The organism is uncultured Rothia sp. (assembly GCF_963544205.1).
Classification (GTDB): Bacteria; Actinomycetota; Actinomycetes; order Actinomycetales; family Micrococcaceae; genus Rothia.
In genome coordinates this window covers 222,533-242,851 of sequence record NZ_CAUUDY010000001.1, presented here as the reverse complement: position 1 = coordinate 242,851, position 20,319 = coordinate 222,533, and the positions used below count along the sequence as shown (strand labels likewise).

The 20,319-nt window shown below is 61.2% G+C and carries 17 protein-coding genes; 12 read left to right on the top strand and 5 right to left on the bottom strand.

The genetic code is table 11. From position 1 onward, the window contains the following. Window positions 1–9 precede the first annotated feature (9 nt). The gene (locus RWZ58_RS00940) at window positions 10–888 is read right to left on the bottom strand and encodes an endonuclease/exonuclease/phosphatase family protein (RefSeq protein WP_314656821.1); all 879 of its coding nucleotides are present in this window, start codon (window positions 886–888) and stop codon (window positions 10–12) included. 417 nt (window positions 889–1,305) lie between these two features. On the opposite strand from RWZ58_RS00940, the gene RWZ58_RS00935 reads away from it, so the two are divergent. From RWZ58_RS00935 to RWZ58_RS00915, 5 genes are all read left to right on the top strand, one after another. Next, window positions 1,306–2,943: an alpha-glucoside-specific PTS transporter subunit IIBC gene (locus RWZ58_RS00935; protein WP_049353733.1), complete on the top strand. Its 1,638-nt coding sequence runs from the start codon at window positions 1,306–1,308 to the stop codon at window positions 2,941–2,943. 236 nt (window positions 2,944–3,179) lie between these two features. Further along, window positions 3,180–3,998 (top strand): MurR/RpiR family transcriptional regulator, encoded by an 819-nt coding sequence (locus tag RWZ58_RS00930; RefSeq protein WP_314656820.1) that lies wholly within the window; start codon window positions 3,180–3,182, stop codon window positions 3,996–3,998. 87 nt (window positions 3,999–4,085) lie between these two features. Beyond that, a complete protein-coding gene (locus RWZ58_RS00925) occupies window positions 4,086–4,544 on the top strand; it encodes a cell shape determination protein CcmA (protein ID WP_314656819.1) in 459 nt (152 codons plus the stop codon). A 123-nt stretch (window positions 4,545–4,667) separates the two neighbouring features. Further along, the gene (locus tag RWZ58_RS00920; protein WP_314656818.1) at window positions 4,668–8,669 is read left to right on the top strand and encodes a DNA helicase; all 4,002 of its coding nucleotides are present in this window, start codon (window positions 4,668–4,670) and stop codon (window positions 8,667–8,669) included. After that, complete coding sequence (locus tag RWZ58_RS00915; RefSeq protein ID WP_314656816.1) at window positions 8,662–8,964, top strand: hypothetical protein; 303 nt, start codon at window positions 8,662–8,664, stop codon at window positions 8,962–8,964. Before RWZ58_RS00920 ends, RWZ58_RS00915 begins: the two co-directional genes overlap by 8 nt. A 92-nt stretch (window positions 8,965–9,056) precedes the next feature. Here RWZ58_RS00915 and RWZ58_RS00910 read toward each other — a convergent pair whose 3' ends face one another. Together RWZ58_RS00910 and RWZ58_RS00905 are read right to left on the bottom strand one after the other, a co-directional pair. Then, window positions 9,057–9,242 carry an FmdB family zinc ribbon protein gene (locus RWZ58_RS00910; protein ID WP_005505091.1) on the bottom strand — a complete coding sequence of 62 codons (186 nt, stop codon included), beginning with the start codon at window positions 9,240–9,242 and terminating at the stop codon, window positions 9,057–9,059. Between the two features lie 240 nt (window positions 9,243–9,482). Continuing rightward, on the bottom strand, window positions 9,483–10,142 hold the full coding sequence (locus tag RWZ58_RS00905; protein ID WP_314656814.1) for a 5-formyltetrahydrofolate cyclo-ligase: 660 nt from the start codon (window positions 10,140–10,142) through the stop codon (window positions 9,483–9,485). Window positions 10,143–10,486: 344 nt separating this feature from the next. Between RWZ58_RS00905 and galU the strand changes: the two genes are divergently transcribed. The 7 genes from galU (at window position 10,487) to RWZ58_RS00870 (ending at window position 18,526) form a co-directional block, all read left to right on the top strand. Further along, window positions 10,487–11,395 carry a UTP--glucose-1-phosphate uridylyltransferase GalU gene (galU, locus tag RWZ58_RS00900; protein WP_314656812.1) on the top strand — a complete coding sequence of 303 codons (909 nt, stop codon included), beginning with the start codon at window positions 10,487–10,489 and terminating at the stop codon, window positions 11,393–11,395. Window positions 11,396–11,711: 316 nt separating this feature from the next. Further along, window positions 11,712–13,361 carry a hypothetical protein gene (locus tag RWZ58_RS00895; protein ID WP_314656811.1) on the top strand — a complete coding sequence of 550 codons (1,650 nt, stop codon included), beginning with the start codon at window positions 11,712–11,714 and terminating at the stop codon, window positions 13,359–13,361. A 425-nt stretch (window positions 13,362–13,786) separates the two neighbouring features. Continuing rightward, the gene (locus RWZ58_RS00890; protein ID WP_314656809.1) at window positions 13,787–14,287 is read left to right on the top strand and encodes a hypothetical protein; all 501 of its coding nucleotides are present in this window, start codon (window positions 13,787–13,789) and stop codon (window positions 14,285–14,287) included. A gap of 110 nt (window positions 14,288–14,397) precedes the next feature. Further along, a complete protein-coding gene (locus RWZ58_RS00885; RefSeq protein WP_314656806.1) occupies window positions 14,398–15,576 on the top strand; it encodes a LysR substrate-binding domain-containing protein in 1,179 nt (392 codons plus the stop codon). Between the two features lie 26 nt (window positions 15,577–15,602). Then, the gene (locus RWZ58_RS00880) at window positions 15,603–16,112 is read left to right on the top strand and encodes an NUDIX domain-containing protein (RefSeq protein WP_005508451.1); all 510 of its coding nucleotides are present in this window, start codon (window positions 15,603–15,605) and stop codon (window positions 16,110–16,112) included. Continuing rightward, on the top strand, window positions 16,112–17,296 hold the full coding sequence (locus RWZ58_RS00875) for a glycine betaine ABC transporter substrate-binding protein (RefSeq protein ID WP_314656804.1): 1,185 nt from the start codon (window positions 16,112–16,114) through the stop codon (window positions 17,294–17,296). The genes RWZ58_RS00880 and RWZ58_RS00875 overlap by 1 nt, the downstream gene beginning before the upstream one ends. Window positions 17,297–17,302: 6 nt before the next feature. After that, on the top strand, window positions 17,303–18,526 hold the full coding sequence (locus tag RWZ58_RS00870; protein ID WP_005508453.1) for a pyridoxal phosphate-dependent aminotransferase: 1,224 nt from the start codon (window positions 17,303–17,305) through the stop codon (window positions 18,524–18,526). A 122-nt stretch (window positions 18,527–18,648) separates the two neighbouring features. Here the strand turns inward: RWZ58_RS00870 and RWZ58_RS00865 are convergent, their stop codons facing one another. Both RWZ58_RS00865 and xseA read right to left on the bottom strand, forming a co-directional pair. Then, complete coding sequence (locus tag RWZ58_RS00865; protein WP_049327598.1) at window positions 18,649–18,906, bottom strand: exodeoxyribonuclease VII small subunit; 258 nt, start codon at window positions 18,904–18,906, stop codon at window positions 18,649–18,651. A gap of 66 nt (window positions 18,907–18,972) precedes the next feature. Then, a complete protein-coding gene (xseA, locus tag RWZ58_RS00860; RefSeq protein ID WP_303939589.1) occupies window positions 18,973–20,274 on the bottom strand; it encodes an exodeoxyribonuclease VII large subunit in 1,302 nt (433 codons plus the stop codon). Window positions 20,275–20,319 lie beyond the last annotated feature (45 nt).

Below are 20,319 nucleotides of genomic sequence, written 5' to 3'. Positions count from 1 at the left end.
TTGGGTTGTTTAGGACTGGCTGGTGAGGGGCGTAAGGAGGCTCTCCGGCGCCCAGCTGGAGGGGTCAATTTCCAGAAGCAGGCCGCTGTGGTCGGAGATAGCTTCGGGGGAGTTGTCGCGGAAGACTACCGCGTGCGAGTTGACCGTGAGCAGGCGATCTGCGAAGACGAAGTCGATACGCTTGGCATCCGTGCTACCTTCCCACCCGGCGATTTCGCGGTGGACGGTGTTCTCGCCGTCGGTGTGCTCCGCCAGGGAGCGGGTATCAATCATGCCGCTGGAGGTGACCAGCGCGTAGCCTTCATCGCTCAGGTGTGCTGCGGAGTTGAAGTCGCCGCCGAGCAGTACCGGGGCGGTGCGGGCGCACTCGGCAAGCTCCTGCGAGAGGTGTTCGTATTCCTGCGCGAAGAGGGGTTCGCCGTCGAAGTCCCACCAGGACATGTGGGTGGTGGCGCACCAGAAGGTACCCGTCTCAGTCTCGATGAGCGCTGCCTGTGCGGCGCGGCGCTGTACCTGGTGGTAGCCGTAGCCGGGGGACATATTGATGGGCTTGATGCCGCGAATCGGCAGGCGCGAGAGGATGGCTACGCATTCGTCGTAACGGTCCCAGCCGATGTGGGTTTCGGTGAGGGTCCATTCGTAGCGGACGCCCATTTCGTTGAGCGCCTGTACGAGCAGCAGGGCGTAGTTGTCTTCGCGGACCGGAACGCCGGCGCCGCCGCGGTAGTTGAGGGGCTCCTTCACCACGGGGGTGGAGGTGAGCTGATTGACTTCCTGCAACGCAATGACGTCCACCTGCTGTTCAATAATGAACTTGGCGAGGGTACGGATCTTGGCAATCTGGTGGATTTCGCACCAGCTGTGCGTATTGAGGGTGAGGAAGCGCATGTATTAAGTCCGGGGTATGTGTGAGGTTGAAGAATGATATGCGCACCGCGTATTGAGGTGGTGAGTGTTTATGCACTCTGACCTATGGGTGCACTGTTTATGCTATCGATTCTGTGGGCTGAGTAATAGGGGAAAAGTCGCATCCGCCCTCAGTATTTTTAACCAGTGCCGGGAGATGTTTCAGGTTCTGAAAAACTCTTTCAAAACTCACAGTTTTGGTACCTGCGGGTAGGTAATACCTGGCATTATTGTTTCTGTCTAAAACACATTCGGCATTTAGCGCACGCAGGATATGTGGCACCCGTCTCATATACTTTCGTTTGGAGGTATAAAGATGCGGCGTGACCATCGCAGGCTGGCAATGATCGCCAACCCCTGCGTCCGCTCACTCGACAACCCGAAAGGGCGTATAGCCTCATGATGGAAAAAGTACAGAGGTTCGGCTCTGCCATGCTGGCACCCGTTCTTCTCTTCGCATTCGCTGGCCTCGCGGTCGGTATTGCGATCATTGCACAGAACGGCGACCTGATCCCCCTCGCTGCTGACAAGGAAAGCGCGTGGAACCACTTCTGGTCCGTTTGGGAGTCCGGCGCATGGACCGTCTTCAACCAGATGGAACTGCTCTTCGTGATTGGTCTGCCCATTGCACTGGCAAAGACCGCTAACGCACGTGCAGTGATGGAAGCTGCAATGGTCTACCTGACCTTCAACTACTTCGTCGGCACCATGCTCAAGGTATGGGGCAAGGGCGGCACCGGTTTCTTCGACCTGGACTACACCACCGACATCTCTAAGAGCGCGGCAGGTACCGGTCTGAAGATGATCGCCGGTATCAAGACCATGGACACCGGTATCTTCGGTGCAATCATCATCTCCGCAATCGTGGTGTGGGCACACAACCGCTGGTTCGACAAGAAGCTGCCCGACTTCCTCGGTATCTTCCAGGGTTCCCAGTACGTCTACGGCGTCTGCTTCTTCCTGATGATGCCCGTGGCATTCCTGTTCTCCTGGCTGTGGCCCTACGCTCAGCACGGCATCTCCTCCCTGCAGGGCTTCTTCATCGCATCCGGCGCACTCGGCGTGTGGGTTTACACTTTCCTCGAGCGCTTCCTGATTCCGACCGGTCTGCACCACTTCATCTACTCCCCGTTCGTCTTCGGTAATGTTGTTACCCCGAACGGTATTGCTAAGGACTGGCCGACCCACCTGACCGAGTTCGCAAAGAGCGACAAGCCCCTGAAGGAACTGTTCCCCGGCGGCGGCTTCGCACTGCACGGTAACTCCAAGGTCTTTGCACCCATCGGTATCGCAGCGGCGTTCTACACCACTGCTCGTCCCGAGAAGCGCAAGGAAGTTCTCGCTCTGATGATCCCCGTCTGCCTTACCGCAATCCTGATTGGTATCACCGAGCCCCTCGAGTTCACCTTCCTGTTCCTGGCACCCCCGCTGTTCCTGGTCCACGCAATCCTGGCAGCATCCATGGCAGCAATCATGTACCAGCTGGGTCTGGTTGGTTACATGGGTGGCGGTCTGCTTGACTTCCTGTTCCAGAACTGGATTCCGCTGTGGGCAAACCACTCCGGCACCTACCTCATGCAGATTGGTGTGGGCCTGTGCTTCACCGTCCTGTACTTCCTAATCTTCCGCTTCATGATTCTGAAGTTCGACTTCAAGACCCCCGGTCGTGAAGAAGACGGCGGCGAGACCAAGCTCTACAGCAAGGCAGAGTACAAGGCAGCTAAGGCTGCTGAGAAGAACGGCGGCGCAGCTGCTGAGTCCGCTGACGGCGACCTCTACGCACCCCGTGCAGCTGGCTTCCTCGAACTGCTCGGTGGCGCAGAGAACATCACCACCGTGAACAACTGCGCAACCCGCCTGCGTGTCTCCGTTGCTGATGAGTCCCTCGTCAGCCCCTCGGATGCAGACTTCAAGAATGCAGGCGCTCTGGGTCTGGTCCGCAAGGGCAAGGCATTCCAGGTCATCGTCGGTATGGACGTTCCCCAGGTTCGCGAGCGTTTCGAGACCATGGTGAACGAAGCTAAGACCCTCTCCTAAGAGGTATCAGCTTTCAACCGCCTGACGGTATGACGCCTCATAAGGTATAGACTTCGCCGGCGGTATCGGATAACACCGATGCCGCCGGCGAAGCTGTACCCGGGCGCGTGCCTGGACTCAAATCTGCACGAGGCACCCACCCAAAGTGAGATACGACCACCCCCACCCACCCTGGCCGATGACCCTAGAGCGTGTACTATTTATATATTGCTCACCATCGGATTCAGGAGCTTTGAGTGGATTTACAAGACGTCGTGAATGCGAACCAGCACCGATTCAGTGAAACTGAACGGGAAATTTTGGCATTCATGCTAGAAAATGAAGAGTTCGTTGCGGAGTCAACGATCAACTCTTTGGCACATAAAACGTATACTTCGACCAGCTCAATTATTCGCCTGACGAAGAAGCTGAACTTCTCCGGATTTGCTGAGTTGAAGTACTTCATTAAGTCCTCTCTGAACCGCAGCGAACCCTTCAACCCGCGGTTCATTGAGAGCGGCCGCGAAGATATTCAGCGCACCTACGACTACCTCGAGCACATGGAACTGAGCGGACTGCTCAAGCGCATCCATGAGGCTCGCACTGTGTACTGCTTCGGTACCGGCTACGCTCAGCGCAATGCCGTGCAGGAATTTGCCAAGTCCATGCAGGTTTGCGGTAAGTTCTGCCAGGTCATCCCGGCACGCAATGAGTTCGAAAGCGCCATGAACAATATGACCCAGGACGACGTGGTCATCATTGTGTCCTTCTCCGGTCAGACCGAGAACATGCGCGAACACATTAAGATGCTGGCGCTGCGCCGCATCCCCATGATTGCGGTGACCGCTATTGGTGTGAACTACATGTCCTCGCACGCTGAGTACTCCCTGCACTACCAGACCACCCCCACCCACATCAGCACCCAGCGTAAGCCCTACTACTCCTTCGTTGCGCTGTCGGTGCTGCTGGACTACATCGTGCGCCGCTACATTGAACACGTTGAGAATGAGCGCCGCGAATCTCTGCAGGACCAGGTGGACGACGCCCTCAACGCTGGGGACGAAACCGACGCCTGACAAGGCATTACTGTGCCTACCTGCACCCTCTGCTCATCCTCCTGAATCCGACCGAATCCGCCTGAGACCATCTGAAAGAGACACCCTGTGACCGCAATTTTCGCGCTCATCGAAAACACCGAGAAGATGCGTAAGTACCTGTTCTGGTACCTCATGATTATCCCCGCGCTGTTGCTGCTGTGGATTGCACTGGGCGCAGCGAACTCCCAGATGGATTTCCAAGCAGCCCTGAAGATTCCCTTCTTCACCGTGGCGTTCCTGAACGCCTGCCTCAGCCTGCTGCTGGGCGGCACCCTCAAGTTCGCAGGTGCAGAGAATGAACGCACCGAACGAGCCTACGCCCTGTACCTGACCATTCTGCTGGTCATCATCGGTAACCTGCCCGGCGCGATTCTGAGCTTCTTCCTCTTCCGCTCCCTGCGCTTCGGCAACCTGGAAGGCGAGCTGGCGCCCAAGTACCGTTGGGCGCTTCTGCCTGCCCTGGTCTTCTACGTATTGGTGACCGTAGTGCTGCTCGTCGCCAACCTCGCAATGTGGTCGAAGTAAGCACCCTGCGTATTAAGCACACAGGAGCATTGAGCATACGGGCGTGCGCTGACACCCGCCCCGCTTAAAGCACCGCATGAGGCACACCGGGCAGAGGACCCCGGAAGAACCACCATCTTCGGTGTGTACGCGCAAACGTACACCGCACTGACCCACAAGGACACTCACGACGTGAACCAGATTCCCGAGCCTACCGACGCGCAGCACGCACCCGGCACCCCGGCTGACAACACTCAGCCCGCCGCAGCCGCCGCGACCTCAGCAGAGGAAACCCACGAAGTAGCCGACGAAATCAACATCGCCGAGCTGCCCGCACACCTGAACCCCGCCCACGAGGACTTTGACCCCTCGGCGGGGCTTGAGCGCTGGGCGGAACAGATGGACGTCTACACCGGCCCCGACGCGATGCTCGACTTCAACCAGGTCGACTACGTGCACATCGACCTGTCCGAGGCGAACCCCTCCGGTCTGGCACAGCTGCTCGCCGGACGTAAGACCCGCCTCTCCACGATCCTGCGCGACAAGTCGCAGCTGGAGGCGGGCATGCGCTCCGCACGCACCCTGCGCACCAAGATCTACGAACTCGCCACCGACCACGGCCTGGACTCCGGCTACTTCGTGGCGGGTACCGCCTCCTGGCTGTCGCACGACACCCGCGAGGATGCTGCCGCCTACGAGAAGCGCTTCATCGCGCCAATCCTCATGGCGCCGCTGAGCATCACCCCGCACCCGAAGGACGACGACTTCGAGCTGCGCCTCGCCGGTTCCGCGCGCCTGAACCCTGCGATGGTTCGCCAGATCAAGCAGGAGTACGGCATCGACCTGGGCACCATGGACGTGGCGCAGCTGGCGAACTCCATGTCCCGTCTGGACCCCGAGCCGGTCATTGAGCGTATGCGCGCATCCGCCGGTCGTATTCCGGGCATGACCATTGAGTCGAAGTACTTCATCTCCACCTTTGCTGACCTGAAGGAAAGCCTGGGCGAGCTGCCGCACACCGCCATCACCCCGCTGGTGCGTGACCTGGCGGCACTGAAGGTTCCCGGCGTGAAGCCGCGCGAGCTCAACGCCCACAACCTGCAGCAGCCCCTGGACCAGCGCGACCCTGCAGAAGAAATGCTCTTGCTGGACGCTGACGCGAACGCCCAGGAGATTATCGACACCGCGGTCAGCGGTTTCTCCTTCACTATCACTGCGGCACCCGGCACCGAGCCGTTGCGCACCGCCGTGAACATTGCATCCGCGCTGATGGGTCGCGGTAAGTCCGTGCTCGTCGTGGGCGAGAAGCGCTCCACTCTCGCCGAATTCTCTGCGCTACTCAAGCGCACCGGCATCGAGAGCCTGCGCTACGACCTGCTTGCCGAGCACGATTCTGAGGCTCAGCGAGCCGAATTCATTCGCGCGATTGTGCGCAACGAGAGCGCGGAAGAGCCGAACTCCGAGGACCTGAACGAAGAGCTCGTCGCGACTCGCGCCGCCCTGCTCGACCACACCCGCGCCCTGTTGAACAAGGACGCGAACTGGCAGATTTCCGTCTACTCGGCGCTGCAGCGTCTGGCTGAGCTGACCGCATCCGAGGACGGCCCGGCCACCCGCGTGCGCTTTGACCGCCCCATGCTGGACTCCCTCCTGGAGCGTGAGCAGGTGCGCGCCGAGCTGGTGCGCCTGGGCGAGATTGACGGATTCGCCGCGGCCTCGCGTACCTCGCCGTGGTACCGCGCCCGCCTGGTCAATGACGAGGAGGCTGCGGAGGCCTACGCCCTGGTCATTACCCTGAAGTCCTCCCTGCTGAACCTGCGCGAGGCCATGAACCGTATGGCTGCCATGCTGGGCCTGCGCCCGGGCCGCACGATTGCCGAGTGGGAGTCGCAGCTGGCGATCCTGATGCGCATTCGCGAGACGCTTAAGCGTTTCCGCGCCGATGTGTACGACCGCCCCGTGACCGATCTGATTGCCGCAACCGCCTCCGGTGCGTGGCGTCGCGAGAACGGCATCGAGATGAGCAGTATGCAGCGCTCTCGCCTGCGTCGCGCGGCTAAGGAGTACATCCTGCCCGGCGTGAACATCGGGGATTTGCACGAACAGCTCAAGATTGTGCAGACCGAACGTGCCGAGTGGATTCGCCATATCGAGGCACCCCGCACCCCGCAGATTCCGCAGAACCTGGATCAGCTGGCCGACGCCCTGAATTCCCTGGTGTCCGAGCTGGCGGGCCTGGGTATCGTGCTTGCCGATACGATCGACGGCACCGACTTTGTGCGCACCGACCTGGACGTTTTGGACGCCCGCCTGGACGTCCTTATGGGCGACCGCGTCCTGCTCATGACCCTGCCCGAACGTGACGCGCTCCAACAGAAGCTTCACGAACGCGGCCTGTCCGAGTTGCTGGATGACCTGTACGCCCGTCAGGTGCCCACCGAGACGGTGGCCGCTGAGCTGGAACTCGCATGGTGGCAGTCCGCGCTGGAGTTCCTGCTGGAACGTCACGAGGGTAAGCTGCTGGACGGCGACCGCCTGCGAGACACCGAATCCCGCTTCCGTCGCGCTGACTACGCCCACATGACCAGCGCCCCGGCCCGCCTTCTGGCAAAGGTCGCGCGCGTGTGGACCGACCGCATCGAATCCGAGCACGACCAGGCGGCCTACCTGAAGAGCCAGCTGCGCGGCTACGAGTTCGTGCTGGAGGAGCTGCTGACCCACGCCCCGGTCATGGCGCGTACCCTGCTTCCGCTGTGGACCGCGAGCCCCTTCGCCCTGGCGCGCAAGGTTCCCGCATCCATGCGTTTTGATACGGTGCTGCTGCTGGATTCTGAGTCGACCCCGTTGGCGGCGAACCTGCCGGCGATTACCCGCGCCGACCAGGTGATTGCCCTGGGCGACCCGCACTCGGGTTACCCCTCGCCGTTCATCGTGTCCGCGCCGACTTTCGGTGCGCCCGAGCCGACCGACGAGCAGCTGGACAGCACCTTCGACGTGCTCGCTACCGTACTGCCCAACCGCACCCTGGCGATGCTGCACCGCAGCATGGACCCGGTGATTCTGGACTACCTGAACCGTGAGTTCTACGGTTCGCAGCTGCATGCGGCTCCGGTGAGCCGCGCCTCCGCCCAGCCTGCCGGCTCTCTGACCGTTGAGTACATTGATACTCGCGGTAAGGTCAGCGATAACGCGAACCTGGATTCGCCCGGTGTTGAGGTGGAGCGCGTCACGAACCTGGTGCTCGAGCACGCGTACCGCACCCCGGACCGTTCGCTGGCGGTTGTGACGGCTAGCCCGAAGCACGCCCAGCGTGTGGCTGAGTCGGTGCGTCACGCCCTGAGCCTGTACCCGCAGCTGGCGCCGTTCTTCGCCGCCGGTGAGGAGTCTTTCCGCGTGGTCGACCTGACCCGCGCTGAGAGCCTTGAACGCGATACCGTGATTTTCTCCCTGGGCGTGGGTCGCGCCCGCCTGGGCCAGGCATCGTACGATTTGGGTCAGCTGTCTGCCGAACACGGTCGTCAGGGCTTTGTGGTGGCGTTGACTCGTGCCCGCCGTGCGCTGCGCATTGTTTCGTGCATTGACCCGTCGGAGCTGGATCCGCAGAAGCTGCACCATGGCGCGGTGGACTTCTACCACCTGCTGCGTGAGCATGCGGAACGTCAGGCGCGTGAAGAGGTGGAGGCGAAGGCACAGCGCGTGCCGGAGACCCTGCCGCGTAACGCGTTCTTGGCGGCTGACGATGCGGACACCCCGGATCTGGGCGACTGGCTGCTGAACGATTTGGTGGTGCGCCTGCAGGCTCGCGGTGTGCGCGTGACCCGCGGCGAGGGCGATATCGCTCTGATTGCACACGCCCCGGAGAAGCTGGCTGCTGAGCCGGTTCCCGCGCTGGGTGTAGCTCCCGTGGTCTCGTCGAACCCGAGCGTTCCGGCGGCTATGCCGCTGGTGGCGTGCTCCGATGGCGAGCCGAACTATGCGCGTGCTTCGGTGCGTGAGCGTACCCGCCTGGTGCCGGAGCGTCTGAGCCGCACGGGCTGGAACTACATCACCCTGGGCACCCTGGAGGTGTTCGCCGATCCGGATGCCGTGGTGGCGCGCGTGCTGCACTACCTGGATATGGATGAGGGCGCTGAGGTTCGTGGCTAGTTATTCGTCAACGCCGAAGCCTCGCCGTGGGCACCGCCGTGTGAGCGGCGGCGGCTCGGTGAGCGGGGCTGAACCTCTGCTGGTGGGTGTGACGACGCCGCCGGTTGTGGCTTCGGGTACCTCGTCTGCCGCGGGTGCTTCCGCGAAGAAAACCGGTGCTCAGCAACAGAACCCCCAGAAGGCCGGTACCAAGAAGGCGACCGCTTCCGCGCAGCCGCTGACCCCGGAGGAGCGTGAGCGTCTGGAATGGATGCGTCAGCAACGTCCTCCGCACTGGGGTAACAATATCGTGTAGCGTCTTCCCGCGGGGGAGTGCTTCTTAAAACGCCGAGGGGCGGGGCAACCTGTGTTGCCCCGCCCCTCGTTTTGGCTGGTGTGGAACCCCGTTTAGGAGTTGCCCTTGTCGGTGCTGTAGAAGCCGGAACCCTTGAAGGTCACGCCGACGGTGTTGTAGCGCTTGCGCAGGGTTTCTTCGCCGCACTGCGGGCAGACGCGCAGCGCATCGTCGCTAAAGGACTGGCGCTGTTCAAAGACGTGGTTGCAATTCTTGCACTGGTAAACGTAGACCGGCATTTTGTCCTTCTGTATCCGTTTTCGCTGGGATGGTTTATTAACGTGGTTTGAGTGTACCGCTTTTGAAACGTTGGGAGCTATTTGCGTTTTCTTCTCAAAAAGCTATTTCTGGTTTCTTTTTGCCTTTTTCTTGGGTGATTTTGTGGGTGTGTCCCGCATATCTTTGTGCTTTTGCATAAAGATTCGGGGTGTCAATCAAGGGCGAAGCAGGCACAAGAGAACCGGGTACTTTTAGACCTGCTAACGGGTGCGGTAGATACCCTGCTCGGTGAGGATGACCGGCAGAATAGCATCCCACTGGTCGTAGGGGACAGCCTCGTAGATTTCGTCGCTGAAGACGATACCGATGCTCTGCTCCTCCAGCTGTTGTGCGCTGAGCAGGGGAATAATGCGGTCGTAGTAGCCGCCTCCCTGACCGAGGCGGTGCCCGCCGGCATCAAAGGCGAGTGCGGGGATGAGGCGCAGGTCGGCGTCGACGAAGGCGCGTTCGTCCTGTTCTTCGCCTTCGGGTTCGGGGATGCCCATGGGGCTGAGCGGGTGCTCGACGGCGGGGTCCCAGTGTACCCAGGCGAGTTTCCTGCCGGGGCGTACGACGGGTACGAGGATGCGGTGTCCGTCCTTGTGCAGGCGGGTTAGTGCTTCGATGATGGGCGGCTCGGACTTGGTGGGCAGGTACGCCGCAATGGTGCCGGGGGAGTGGAGCCGCTGCGCAACCGCCTCGAGGATATGGGCGGTGAAGAGCTCCTGCATCTGCTGCTGGCCGTGTTCGCCGCGGTGGCTGCGCGCGGTGAGGCGGCGCGGGCGGATCTGGGAGCGGAGAATGTCTTTATCCAGGGAGATATCGTCTGCGCTGGCACCGGCATCGGAGTTGCTGGCGGCGGGTGCGGTGTTGAGGTGCATGGTGTGTCCCATCGTCGTTGCGGGTCTTGTGTGAAGTATCGGGGTGCCCTGTAGAGAGCGGAGTGTGTTGGTCCTGTGCGGGGAGATGTCCTGAGAACTATCCGCGGGCGGGGTAAAGACATCCTAGTAGGCGGCGAAAATACCCGATTCTGCAGGGGTTGTAGATTCCATTTTTTAGTATAGGGTTTGAGAAAAATAGCGCTGAGTTCTGCGGGGTGGTTTTTCTTTGCGCACCGAAGAATGTGCCACATATGGATATGTAGTTAGTCACGTTGAAGTTTTTTTCATGTCGTAGTGTCTATAAAACGCCTTAAGTACTTTACAACTTAGGGTATTCTTGTGGCATGGCTACTGAAATTAAGTCTGTTACTAAGGCAGTTATTCCTGCTGCTGGTCTGGGCACCCGATTCCTGCCCGCAACGAAGGCAACCCCCAAGGAAATGCTCCCCGTCGTCGATCGCCCCGCGATTCAGTACGTGGTGGAGGAAGCAATCCGTGCCGGTCTGAATGACGTTCTGATGATTACCGGCCGTAACAAGCGTGCTCTCGAGGATCACTTCGACCGCGTTCCCGTTCTGGAGCAGCAGCTTGCTGAGCAGGGTAAGGACGCTCTGCTCGCTTCTGTGGTAGCTACCAATGAGATGGGCGGCGACCTGCACTACGTACGTCAGGGCGACCCCAAGGGTCTGGGCCACGCTGTTCTGCGTGCAAAGCGCCACGTCGGCGACGAGGCATTCGCTGTTCTGCTCGGTGATGACCTGATTGACGAGAAGGAAGACCTGCTCTCTCGCATGGTGGAGGTTCAGGAGCGCACCGGCGGTTCCGTCGTTGCTCTGATGGAGGTCCCCCGCGAGGCTATTTCCGCTTACGGTGCAGCTGCTATTGAGGCTGTTGAGGGCGAAGACGGTTTCGTGAAGATCACCGGCCTGGTTGAGAAGCCCGCTGCTGACGAGGCTCCCTCGAACTACGCTGTGATTGGCCGTTACGTTCTGAGCTCGAAGGTCTTCGAGGTTCTGGAGAACACCGCTCCGGGCCGCGGCGGCGAGATTCAGCTGACCGACGCTCTGCAGACCCTGGCTCAGGGCGAGGGCGAAGGTGAAGGCGTCTACGGTGTGGTCTTCTCCGGCCGCCGTTTCGACACCGGTGACAAGCTGTCCTACCTGAAGGCAAACGTTATTCTTGCTGCTGAGCGCCCCGAGTTCGGTGACGACCTGCGCGCATGGCTGAAGGACTTTGTTGCAGAGAACTGCTAATTACTCTGCATCCGCTCTCTGACGAGGGCAACCGATAAATACCAACCACGCTGAGGAAGGCGTTCTTTCCGGTGGGGCGTTAGTCCCCAAGGGAGGGCGCCTTCCTTTGCGTCGTTCGTGTCCGTTATGTGCGTGGCGTGCTACTGGGTGAGGGCTCAGGGTATGTCTGGTTCAGGGATGCGGCGACGTTGTGTGCATATTCCTTCTGGGGTATATGCGCATATCCAGCCCGATTCTTTCCTCTTATGGAAAGCATTGGGAATATAAGGGTATGATTAAAGTCTAGGGATAAAGGGACGATAGAGGGCGACCTGATATGACGCTTTTGAACACCTCTGGTGTGTTGGTAATTCTGACCGTGATTTTGTTGCTGTGGTTTGTGCCCAGGAGCTTGCGTCGCGCGCCCGCAGGTCCTGTCATGGAGCCTGAGCGTCCCCTGATCAGTGCCGAGCGTACCGCGGAGGATATTCTCGCCTCCGCTGGCGTGCTGTTGAACGAATCGGAGGCGTACCAGTCCTCCGATCACGCGGTGGCGCCGGGTACTTCCCTGCCTTCTTCTGCTCTTCCGCAGGCTTCTTCCCGTTCCTCTCACGCTGTAGAGGATGCCGTTCAGCCTGCCCCGGATACGGCTTCTATCTCGCAGATTCGCGATTCTTCCCCGACTGCTCCCTACACCGATGAAATTCCGGTGGTGGAGGAGCCGAAGCCCTCGCCGCTGTCCTACTTTGATACCTCGAGCCCGAGCGGTATTGCCCTGCTGGTTGCGGCTGGCCTGGGTGTGCTTACCCTGGTCACCGGTCTTCTGGCTCTCTTCGGTGTTCTGGCGTGGGGTTGGGCTGTTCTCTTCCTGATTCTTGCCGGCGGCGCATGGGCTGTGAGCCGTTTTGGTTTGCTGGAGTCTGTCTCTAACCAGGTCAAGGCGAGCCGCGAAGCACGCCGTGCCAAGGCAGAAGATGCCGAGGATAATGACGCTGAGGCGTACGAAGAGTCCGACGACGAAGAAGTTTACGATGACGCTTCCGAGTCGGTAGAGGACTCGACTGCCGAGAGTGCAGATTCTGAAGCTACTGAAGAGCCTGAGCCTCAGGCTCGCCCCGCCAGCCGTGAGGTTGCTAATCGCAAGCCTGCGCGTGGCGTGAACCGTGAGGCATCACGCCCGAGCCGTGCGCACATTGCGGTGGACTCCTCTGAAGAGGCGCACCAGGCAGAAGCACCTGTAGCATCTGAGTCTTCTCACGCTGCCCGTCCCGTACCTGCCCGTTCTGCTCGTTCGGCGGAGGCGCCCGCGGGTCACCGTCAGGAGCGCCGCCAGCAGCGTCCGAGCCGCTTCCAGCCGATTCGCCGCGGTAGCGTGCTCTTTGACCAGGAGAGCGGTTCTGCCGCTCCCTCCGCTAGTGCCCCGCGTACTGCGGCACAGCATCAGGTAGCTCAGGCTCCGGTTGCTCCGAGTCAGCCGGTTCAGCAGCAGCCGGTGCAGCCCCAGCGCACTCAGTCCGTGCCGTTTGCACAACCCGCTCAGCCTGCACAACCCGCTCAGGCATCTGCTCAGGTCCCTGTTGTTCCTGCCCAGCCGGTAGCGCCTCAGCTTGCCCAGGCGTCTGCCGCTCAGCAGCAGGCTCCCGCACAGCAGCCGACTATCCAGCCGGCCCAGCCGATGGCTCGCCAGGCGCTACGTGATGGTTCGCCCGTCCGCCAGGCACCTGCTACTCAGGCTCCCGTTCCATCGATTCCTGAAGAGATTCCTCTGCCGGACGTCCTGGATGATTCCGAGTTCGATGCTCTGGATATTGCGTCCCTGAACGACCCGGCGCTCTCGACCGGTGCTACGGCGAGCGGTGGTGTTCGTTCGACGAACCGTCACCCCGGTGCTGGCTCCTCCTTTGAATCGGTCAGCAATACCTGGAACCCGGTTCAGCTGCCCAAGCCGCTGAGTGCTCTGCATCGCCAGGACCAAGATAAGAAGTAAGCGCCCAGCTTTTCATGCGTAAAACCCCGACAGTACGTACTGTCGGGGTTTTCGTGTTCTGGGGGGGGATGCTGAGAGGAAAAGTTAAAAAGAAAAGGAACCCCGTCCATGGGGTTCCTTTTCCAGCATCACACACAGGAAGAAAGTCTTCTAGACCGACTAGGAAGGCCTTCCCACAAGGCCTGACCTATTCGGTAATAAAAATATATCCTAATTCCCGTGCGGGTGACAAGCTGAAAATAGCGACAGCCTGTCAATAAACTAAGGTTGCCCTAAGTGAAATCCGCGTCATTGCAGGCGAAAAGGGGCAATAGTCCCCGCCTGAAAAAGTTTAAAAAATTTTCGCGCCCCTCCATGAGTCGAAATGAGACGCCTCAAAAACCTTCAATCAGGCCAATAACGCCCGCTCATGAGAGAATAGCCGGGTGAAAGATTGGTTTGACGCACTCCCGATTGAGGTTGCCCTAGCTTTCATGTGGGTGGTCGGTATCGTCCGTACCAGCATCGTGTACGCTCTCGGTGTGCTCGCTGCTGAAGGTGGCGCCCGCCTCGACCGCATCCGCAAGGCCATGGATAGCCCGCTCTACCGTAAAGCGCGCCGCTTGATTAACCGGTGGGGCGTTATTGCCGTGCCCCTCTGCTTTCTCACCGTGGGTCTGCAAACCGCAGTCATCATCACGACCGGCTTCACGAAGATGCCGCTGCGCCGTTGGGTGCCCGCGATGCTGGTCGGCACCTTCATGTGGGCGTGCATCTACACCACCATTGGCTTCGCAATTCTTGCCGCTCTCGGGCTGGAGCCGTGGATGTTCCCGCTCGCTCTCGCCGTTGTTATTGCGGTGTTGGTGATTGCGGCTCAGCTGCGCGAACGACGCATCAACCGCGAAACCGTTGAGAACGCTCCGGAGAGTATCACCGAGAGCTAGTCCTTTCTCCAGTAGGGGATAGGTGCACTATTTCGCCGGGTTGAGGGCGCTCACCTGAGCCCACTCATTTGACCCCAATGCACCCGCCCAAGATGTGCTAGCGTGGAGAGATGAGTTCATCCGCATCCTCCACCGCAGGTACCCCCGAAGAACAACCCGTCAACGAGCACGCTCTCGCCGCAATCGACCCCGAGCAGAGCGCGCCCGAAAACACTACCGACCAGGTAGAAACCGAAGTGCCCGCTGAGGCACCCACCCGCGTGTACCTGCACCCCGAGCAGCTGGCAATGATCCAGACTCCGGAGGCTCTGCCCATCCCCGTACTGCAGCGTTCCATGCTGCGCATTAGCTACGTGCCCGCGATTATGCCCGGCAAGTGGTTCAACCGTTGGCATGAGCGTTACGGTGACCGCGTGCAGTTGGCGGAGGTGCCCGTGCGTGAGGCGCGCGGCCTGGACTCCCTGCACCAGGATTTGTGCCTGATTGATCCTGCCCCTGAAGCGGCGGCAGAAGGAGAAAATGCTGCTGAGGCGCCCGCCGAGGCTGTCGAGCACGCCCCTGTACCCGTCGTTGAGGTCCCCGAGAACCCCTTCGCGCACATGAGTATTGTGCGCCCGGACCGCGAACCGGCAAGCACCGACGGCGAGAAGTACCACAGCATCCGCCTCTACGAGGAGCTGCCCGTGGTCATTCTGCCCGTGGACCACGTGCTCACCGTGCTCGACGAGGTACCCGTGGAGGAGCTTGCCGAGGAGTTCCTGCTGCAGCCCGCCTCCGATATTCCCGCCTATGAGGAAGTCTCCCGCGCATGGCGTGAGAGCGCCGGCCGCATCGTACCCGAGGACCTGACCGATAAGGAAACCATCGAGCTGGTTGCCGCCGGTGTGGGCCTGTACATTGTGCCCATGTCCATTGCACGTTTCTACCACCGCAAGGACCTCACCTACCGCCCCGTCGCGGGTCTAGACACCTACCCGGTGCACCTGGTGTGGCCGCGTGCCCCCAAGGGTGAGCCGCGCAGCGAAGAGCTCGAGGCGCTCCTGCAGGACTTCATCGGTATTGTGCGCGGACGCACCGCAACCAGCGACCGCGGCAGCGAAACCCGACAGGCACGTGCTGAACGCGTCGCCGCCGAAAAGGCGAAGGCGAAAGCGAAGGCACGAGCCGCCAACGCACGCCGTGAAGCACGCGATAAGAAGCGCGCCAACGCCAAGAAAAACGGCAACGCACGCCAGCACGCTCGACAGTCCGCCAAAGCCGCCAGCGCACGCCGCGGCAAGAAACGCTAACGAACGATAGACGGTAAAATCAAACCATGGCATTAGCAATGGAAACCCGACCCGCAGCCTACGCAGTGATCATTGAGCAGGGCAAGCTGCTCATGACCCGCTGGGTGCCCGAAGACCGTGCACTCAGCCCCCTCTGGTCCCTGCCTGGCGGCGGCATGGAACCCGGCGAACAGGCCGACGAAACCGCGCTACGAGAGACCCTCGAAGAGACCGGTTACAGCGTCGCCATTGAAGACATTCTGGGCGTGCACGCCGGACACTTCCCCGTGCGCTCCACCCAGAAAGACCCGCAAGCGCTACCCTTCTGCGCCCTGCGGGTGGTTTTCCGTGCCCACATTGTTACCGGCGAACTGCGCCACGAAATCAATGGCTCCTCCGACACGGCACGCTGGGTACCCATCGCTGAGCTGGACACCATCCGCTACGGCACCCTCATCGACGAGGTAGCCTCCATGATGGGCTACTCCAACGCCGCCAGTTGGGCACGCGAATACCGCGAATTTCTTGCCGATGAAAACGCACGGAAGCTTCCCTAATGAACCGACTGACCCTCACCCGCCGTGCGGCGCTCACCTCCCTGGCGCTCATGCCGCTGCTCGCCGCCTGCGGGAATAATGACGCAACCCCGCAGGTGGACCCTTCCGCATCCAGCTACGGTACCCTGCGTATCGGCTACGGCGCCCTGCGTGAGATGCGCGCCGTAGCGCACGTGTACGCGCGCGCCCTGCGACAGATTGGCTACTCCGTTGAACTTGTCGACACCGACAACAGCCGCGTCGCCGCCCTGCGCGGGCTCATGGTTCCTTCGGCTAACTCTGCCACCCCTACCGCAACTCTGCCCGACGACGAGGAAACCGGCAGCACCACTGCCGCCGCCCCTGAATCGTTGGACCTGGTCATCGACTACAGCGGAGACCTGCTGCTCTACCTGACCGACGACGGCAAAATCAGCCCCGCCGCCGCACAGAACGAACGTATTGCCGCCTCCGTAAGTGCCTCCGCTCAAGCGGCAGGCGTGACCCTGCCCCCGGCGGCCACCCCCACCGCGGAGGAGAGCACCGCCTCCGCACATGCTACGGACGGTACCGCGAGCCCCTCGGCAAGCTCCACCCGCTCCGCAGACCCCATCAACCTGCGCGCCATGAGCACCACCGACATGACCAACGCTATCTCGCGCATCCTGCCCGAAGAGCTCATGCTCCTCAACGGCGCCCACGCCACCAACAAGGATGTGCTGGTCACTACCCGCGCCGTGAGCGCCCGCCACAAGCTCAACTCCCTCGCGAACCTGCGTGAGGTGCAGTCTTCCCTGGCGTTCTCCATCCCGACCGGGTACTCCAGCGGTACTTATGGCGTGGATTCTTTGCGTAGCCTCTACCGCTACCGTGTGCACGACCCGAAGATTCAGGACGACCCCGCCGAGCGCGTCAACGCCCTCACCGCAGACACCGTGCAGGTGACCCTGCTGCACAGTAGCGACTCCGCGATTGAAGAGAATCGCCTGGTCACCCTGGAAGACCCCTCGACGGCGCTTTTGCAGCAGCAACTGGTGCCCATTATTCGCCGTACCCTGCCAGATAGCGCCCGGACGGCAATTAACCGCGTATCATCTACATTAGACACGGGTAACCTCTCGTTCCTGTTGCGTCTGACTAGCGGTTCCAACCCCATCGCAGATGACGACGCAGCACAATTCATTTTGGATCACCCTAGAAAGTAAATCATCATGACGAAGTACCGTCAGTCCTCAAAGTTGAGCAACGTCCTGTACGACATCCGCGGCCCCATTCTGGATGAAGCCAATCGCATGGAAGCGATGGGCCACCGCATCCTGAAGCTGAACATTGGTAACCCCGCGCCCTTCGGCTTTGAGGCGCCGGATGCCATCATGATGGACATCATTCGTCACCTGCCCGAAACTCAGGGCTACTCTGACTCCCGCGGCCTCTACTCGGCACGTACCGCCATTGTGCACCACTACCAGAACCGCGGCATCATGAACCTCGACACCGAATCTATCTACTTGGGTAACGGTGTGTCTGAGCTGATCCCGATGACCCTGCAGGCACTGTGCGAGACCGGCGACGAAATCCTGGTCCCCATGCCCGACTACCCGCTGTGGACCGCAGCTACCGCGCTGGTCGGCGGCAAGCCCGTGCACTACCTCTGCGATGAGGAAAACAACTGGTACCCGGACATCGAAGACATTAAGTCGAAGATTACCGAGCGTACCAAGGGCATCGTGGTTATTAACCCGAACAACCCCACCGGTGCCGTCTACCCGCGTTCCGTGCTTAAGCAGATTGTGGATGTGGCACGCGAACACGGTCTGGTCGTGTTCTCTGATGAGATTTACGAAAAGATTACCTACGATGGCGCAGAGGCCATCAACATGGCGACCCTCACCGGCGACGACGTGCTCTGCCTGACCTTCTCCGGCCTGTCCAAGGCATACCGCGTCTGCGGTTACCGTGCGGGTTGGGTCGCTATCACCGGCCCGAAGAAGGACGCTTCCAGCTACCTGGAAGGCATTCACCTGCTCGCCTCCATGCGCCTGTGCGCCAACGTTCCGGCACAGCACGCCATCCAGACCGCGCTCGGCGGCTACCAGTCCATTAACGAGCTGATTGTTCCCGGCGGCCGCCTGTACGAGCAGCGCACCCTGGCGCACAAGATGCTCAACGAGATTGACGGCATCAGCTGCACCAGCGCGGACGGCGCTCTGTACCTGTTCCCGAAGATTGATGTTGAGCGCTTCGACATTACCGACGATGAACAGTTCGCCCTGGACCTGCTCAAGAGCCAGAAGATTCTCTTCAGCCACGGCCGCGCGTTCAATTGGAAGGACCCGGATCACTTCCGCCTGGTGTTCCTGCCCGATACGCAGACCCTCACCAGCGCCCTGGAGCGCCTGGGTAACTTCATGGCTGACTACAAGCAGAAGCACTAGCCCTGTCGCCTCTGCCTTGTGACAGATAGAAATAGCCTGCCCCGCAGTTCTGATGAGCTGCGGGGCAGGCTATTTCTGTTTGACGGCTGGAGGATGTGCCAGAGCGGGTGCTGGAAGCGGCTTTAGTTTGCCAGGTTCTCCTGACCAGCCTGTGCACCGCGTGCCGCGTTCAGGCGCTCCTGCGCGCCCTGCAGCCACGCCTCGCAGCGGGCGGCAAGCGCCTCGCCACGCTCCCACAGGGCGATAGAGGTCTCCAGGTCGCTGGCGCCGGACTCCAGCTGGCGTACGACCTGCTCCAGTTCGGCACGTGCCTGCTCGTAGCCGAGGGTTTCGACGGGTGCGCCCAGCTCGGCGCTGTTGAAGCTAATGTTCTCGCTCATTGAGGAACCTTTCAGAGGTAAAAACTAGAGATAAAAACTAGGGGTAAAACGTAGGGGTATCGAGGTTTAGGAGATGTTTGAGGGATCCGTAGAAGTCACGGCCGCCTGCGCCGAACCGGTCGCCGCACGCACCGTAATCTGCTCGCCCTCGCTCAGCGCCGAAGCGTCACGCACAATAGCGCCCGCGGCATCCTGAACGATAGAGTAGCCGCGGTTGAGCGTCTGCGCAGGCGAGAGCGAACGCACCCGCGCCAACGTATGCGACAGAGTCGCCGACTCACGCTCCAGACGGTGCTGCACCGAACGGTGAGCGCGCTCGCGTAGCTGGCTCAGCTCCTCCACACGCATGAGCAGGGAGGACTCCGGGTGGGTGAGCACCGGGCGGCTGCGCAGCTGCGCAATGTAGTTCATCTGCATGCCCACGTAGCCGAGCACCGCGCGGTCCAGGCGGGCACGGGCCTCGGTGATGCGGGCGGTTTCCTCCGAAATATCGGGCACAATGCGCTTACCCGCATCGGTGGGGGTGGAGGCGCGCAGGTCGGCGACCGCATCGAGGATGGGGGAGTCCGCCTCGTGACCGATTGCCGAGACTACCGGGGTGGTGGCCGCCGCGACGGCGCGGATGAGCGCCTCCTCAGAGAAGGGCAACAGGTCTTCGAAGGAGCCGCCGCCTCGGGCGATGACGATGACGTCCACCTCCGGGTGGGCGTCCAGTTCGGCGAGCGCGGCAATGACCTCAGCCGCCGCACCCTCACCCTGAACGCGGGTATTGCGCACCTCGAAGACCACGCCGGGCCAGCGCAGGGAGGCGTTGCGGATAACGTCCTTCTCCGCGTCAGAATCGCGACCGGTAATCAGGCCCACACGGTTCGGCAGCATGGGCAGCGGTTTCTTCCGCGCGTCAGAGAACAGCCCCTCAGCGGCGAGAGCTTCGCGTAGACGCTGCAGCTGCTCGTGCAGGTTGCCGGTGCCGACCGCGTACACTTCCTTGCCGATGAGGGAGAGCTTGCCGTTCTTCCACAGGCTCGGCTTGGCGCGGGTGACGATGCGAGCGCCTACGGTCACATCGGCCGCCAGGCCGCTACCGGCACGCCCGAAGAGCGCGAGGGTGAAGGAGAAGTCTTCATTGAGGTCTTTGAGCTCCATGAAGACGTTGCCGCCGCGGCCGTTGAGGGAGGCGACCTGCGCCTCCACCCAGAGCTCGGGAACCTTGTCTACATAGTTTTTGAGGTTCTGCGCGAGCAGGGCGAGGGGCCAGGGGTTGGTGGCGGTGGTTTCCTGAGACTTCCTGGGAAGCTGCCGCTCGTGCACGGGCGGCACCACCAGTGCGGGTGCCGGCTGCGCTGCGGAGGGGTTGTAGAAGTTCATGCCTTCTATTGTCCCTGATTGGTCGGTTATGCGCCTGCGCACAGG

Coding starts and splice junctions, on each gene's coding strand:
- galU (WP_314656812.1), top strand. CDS start 10,487: ATGGCTACTGAAATTAAGTCTGTTACTAAGGCAGTTATTCCTGCTGCT.
- xseA (WP_303939589.1), bottom strand. CDS start 20,274: ATGAACTTCTACAACCCCTCCGCAGCGCAGCCGGCACCCGCACTGGTG.
- RWZ58_RS00875 (WP_314656804.1), top strand. CDS start 16,112: ATGAACCGACTGACCCTCACCCGCCGTGCGGCGCTCACCTCCCTGGCG.
- RWZ58_RS00865 (WP_049327598.1), bottom strand. CDS start 18,906: ATGAGCGAGAACATTAGCTTCAACAGCGCCGAGCTGGGCGCACCCGTC.
- RWZ58_RS00880 (WP_005508451.1), top strand. CDS start 15,603: ATGGCATTAGCAATGGAAACCCGACCCGCAGCCTACGCAGTGATCATT.
- RWZ58_RS00895 (WP_314656811.1), top strand. CDS start 11,712: ATGACGCTTTTGAACACCTCTGGTGTGTTGGTAATTCTGACCGTGATT.
- RWZ58_RS00910 (WP_005505091.1), bottom strand. CDS start 9,242: ATGCCGGTCTACGTTTACCAGTGCAAGAATTGCAACCACGTCTTTGAA.
- RWZ58_RS00905 (WP_314656814.1), bottom strand. CDS start 10,142: ATGCACCTCAACACCGCACCCGCCGCCAGCAACTCCGATGCCGGTGCC.
- RWZ58_RS00935 (WP_049353733.1), top strand. CDS start 1,306: ATGATGGAAAAAGTACAGAGGTTCGGCTCTGCCATGCTGGCACCCGTT.
- RWZ58_RS00870 (WP_005508453.1), top strand. CDS start 17,303: ATGACGAAGTACCGTCAGTCCTCAAAGTTGAGCAACGTCCTGTACGAC.
- RWZ58_RS00885 (WP_314656806.1), top strand. CDS start 14,398: ATGAGTTCATCCGCATCCTCCACCGCAGGTACCCCCGAAGAACAACCC.
- RWZ58_RS00940 (WP_314656821.1), bottom strand. CDS start 888: ATGCGCTTCCTCACCCTCAATACGCACAGCTGGTGCGAAATCCACCAG.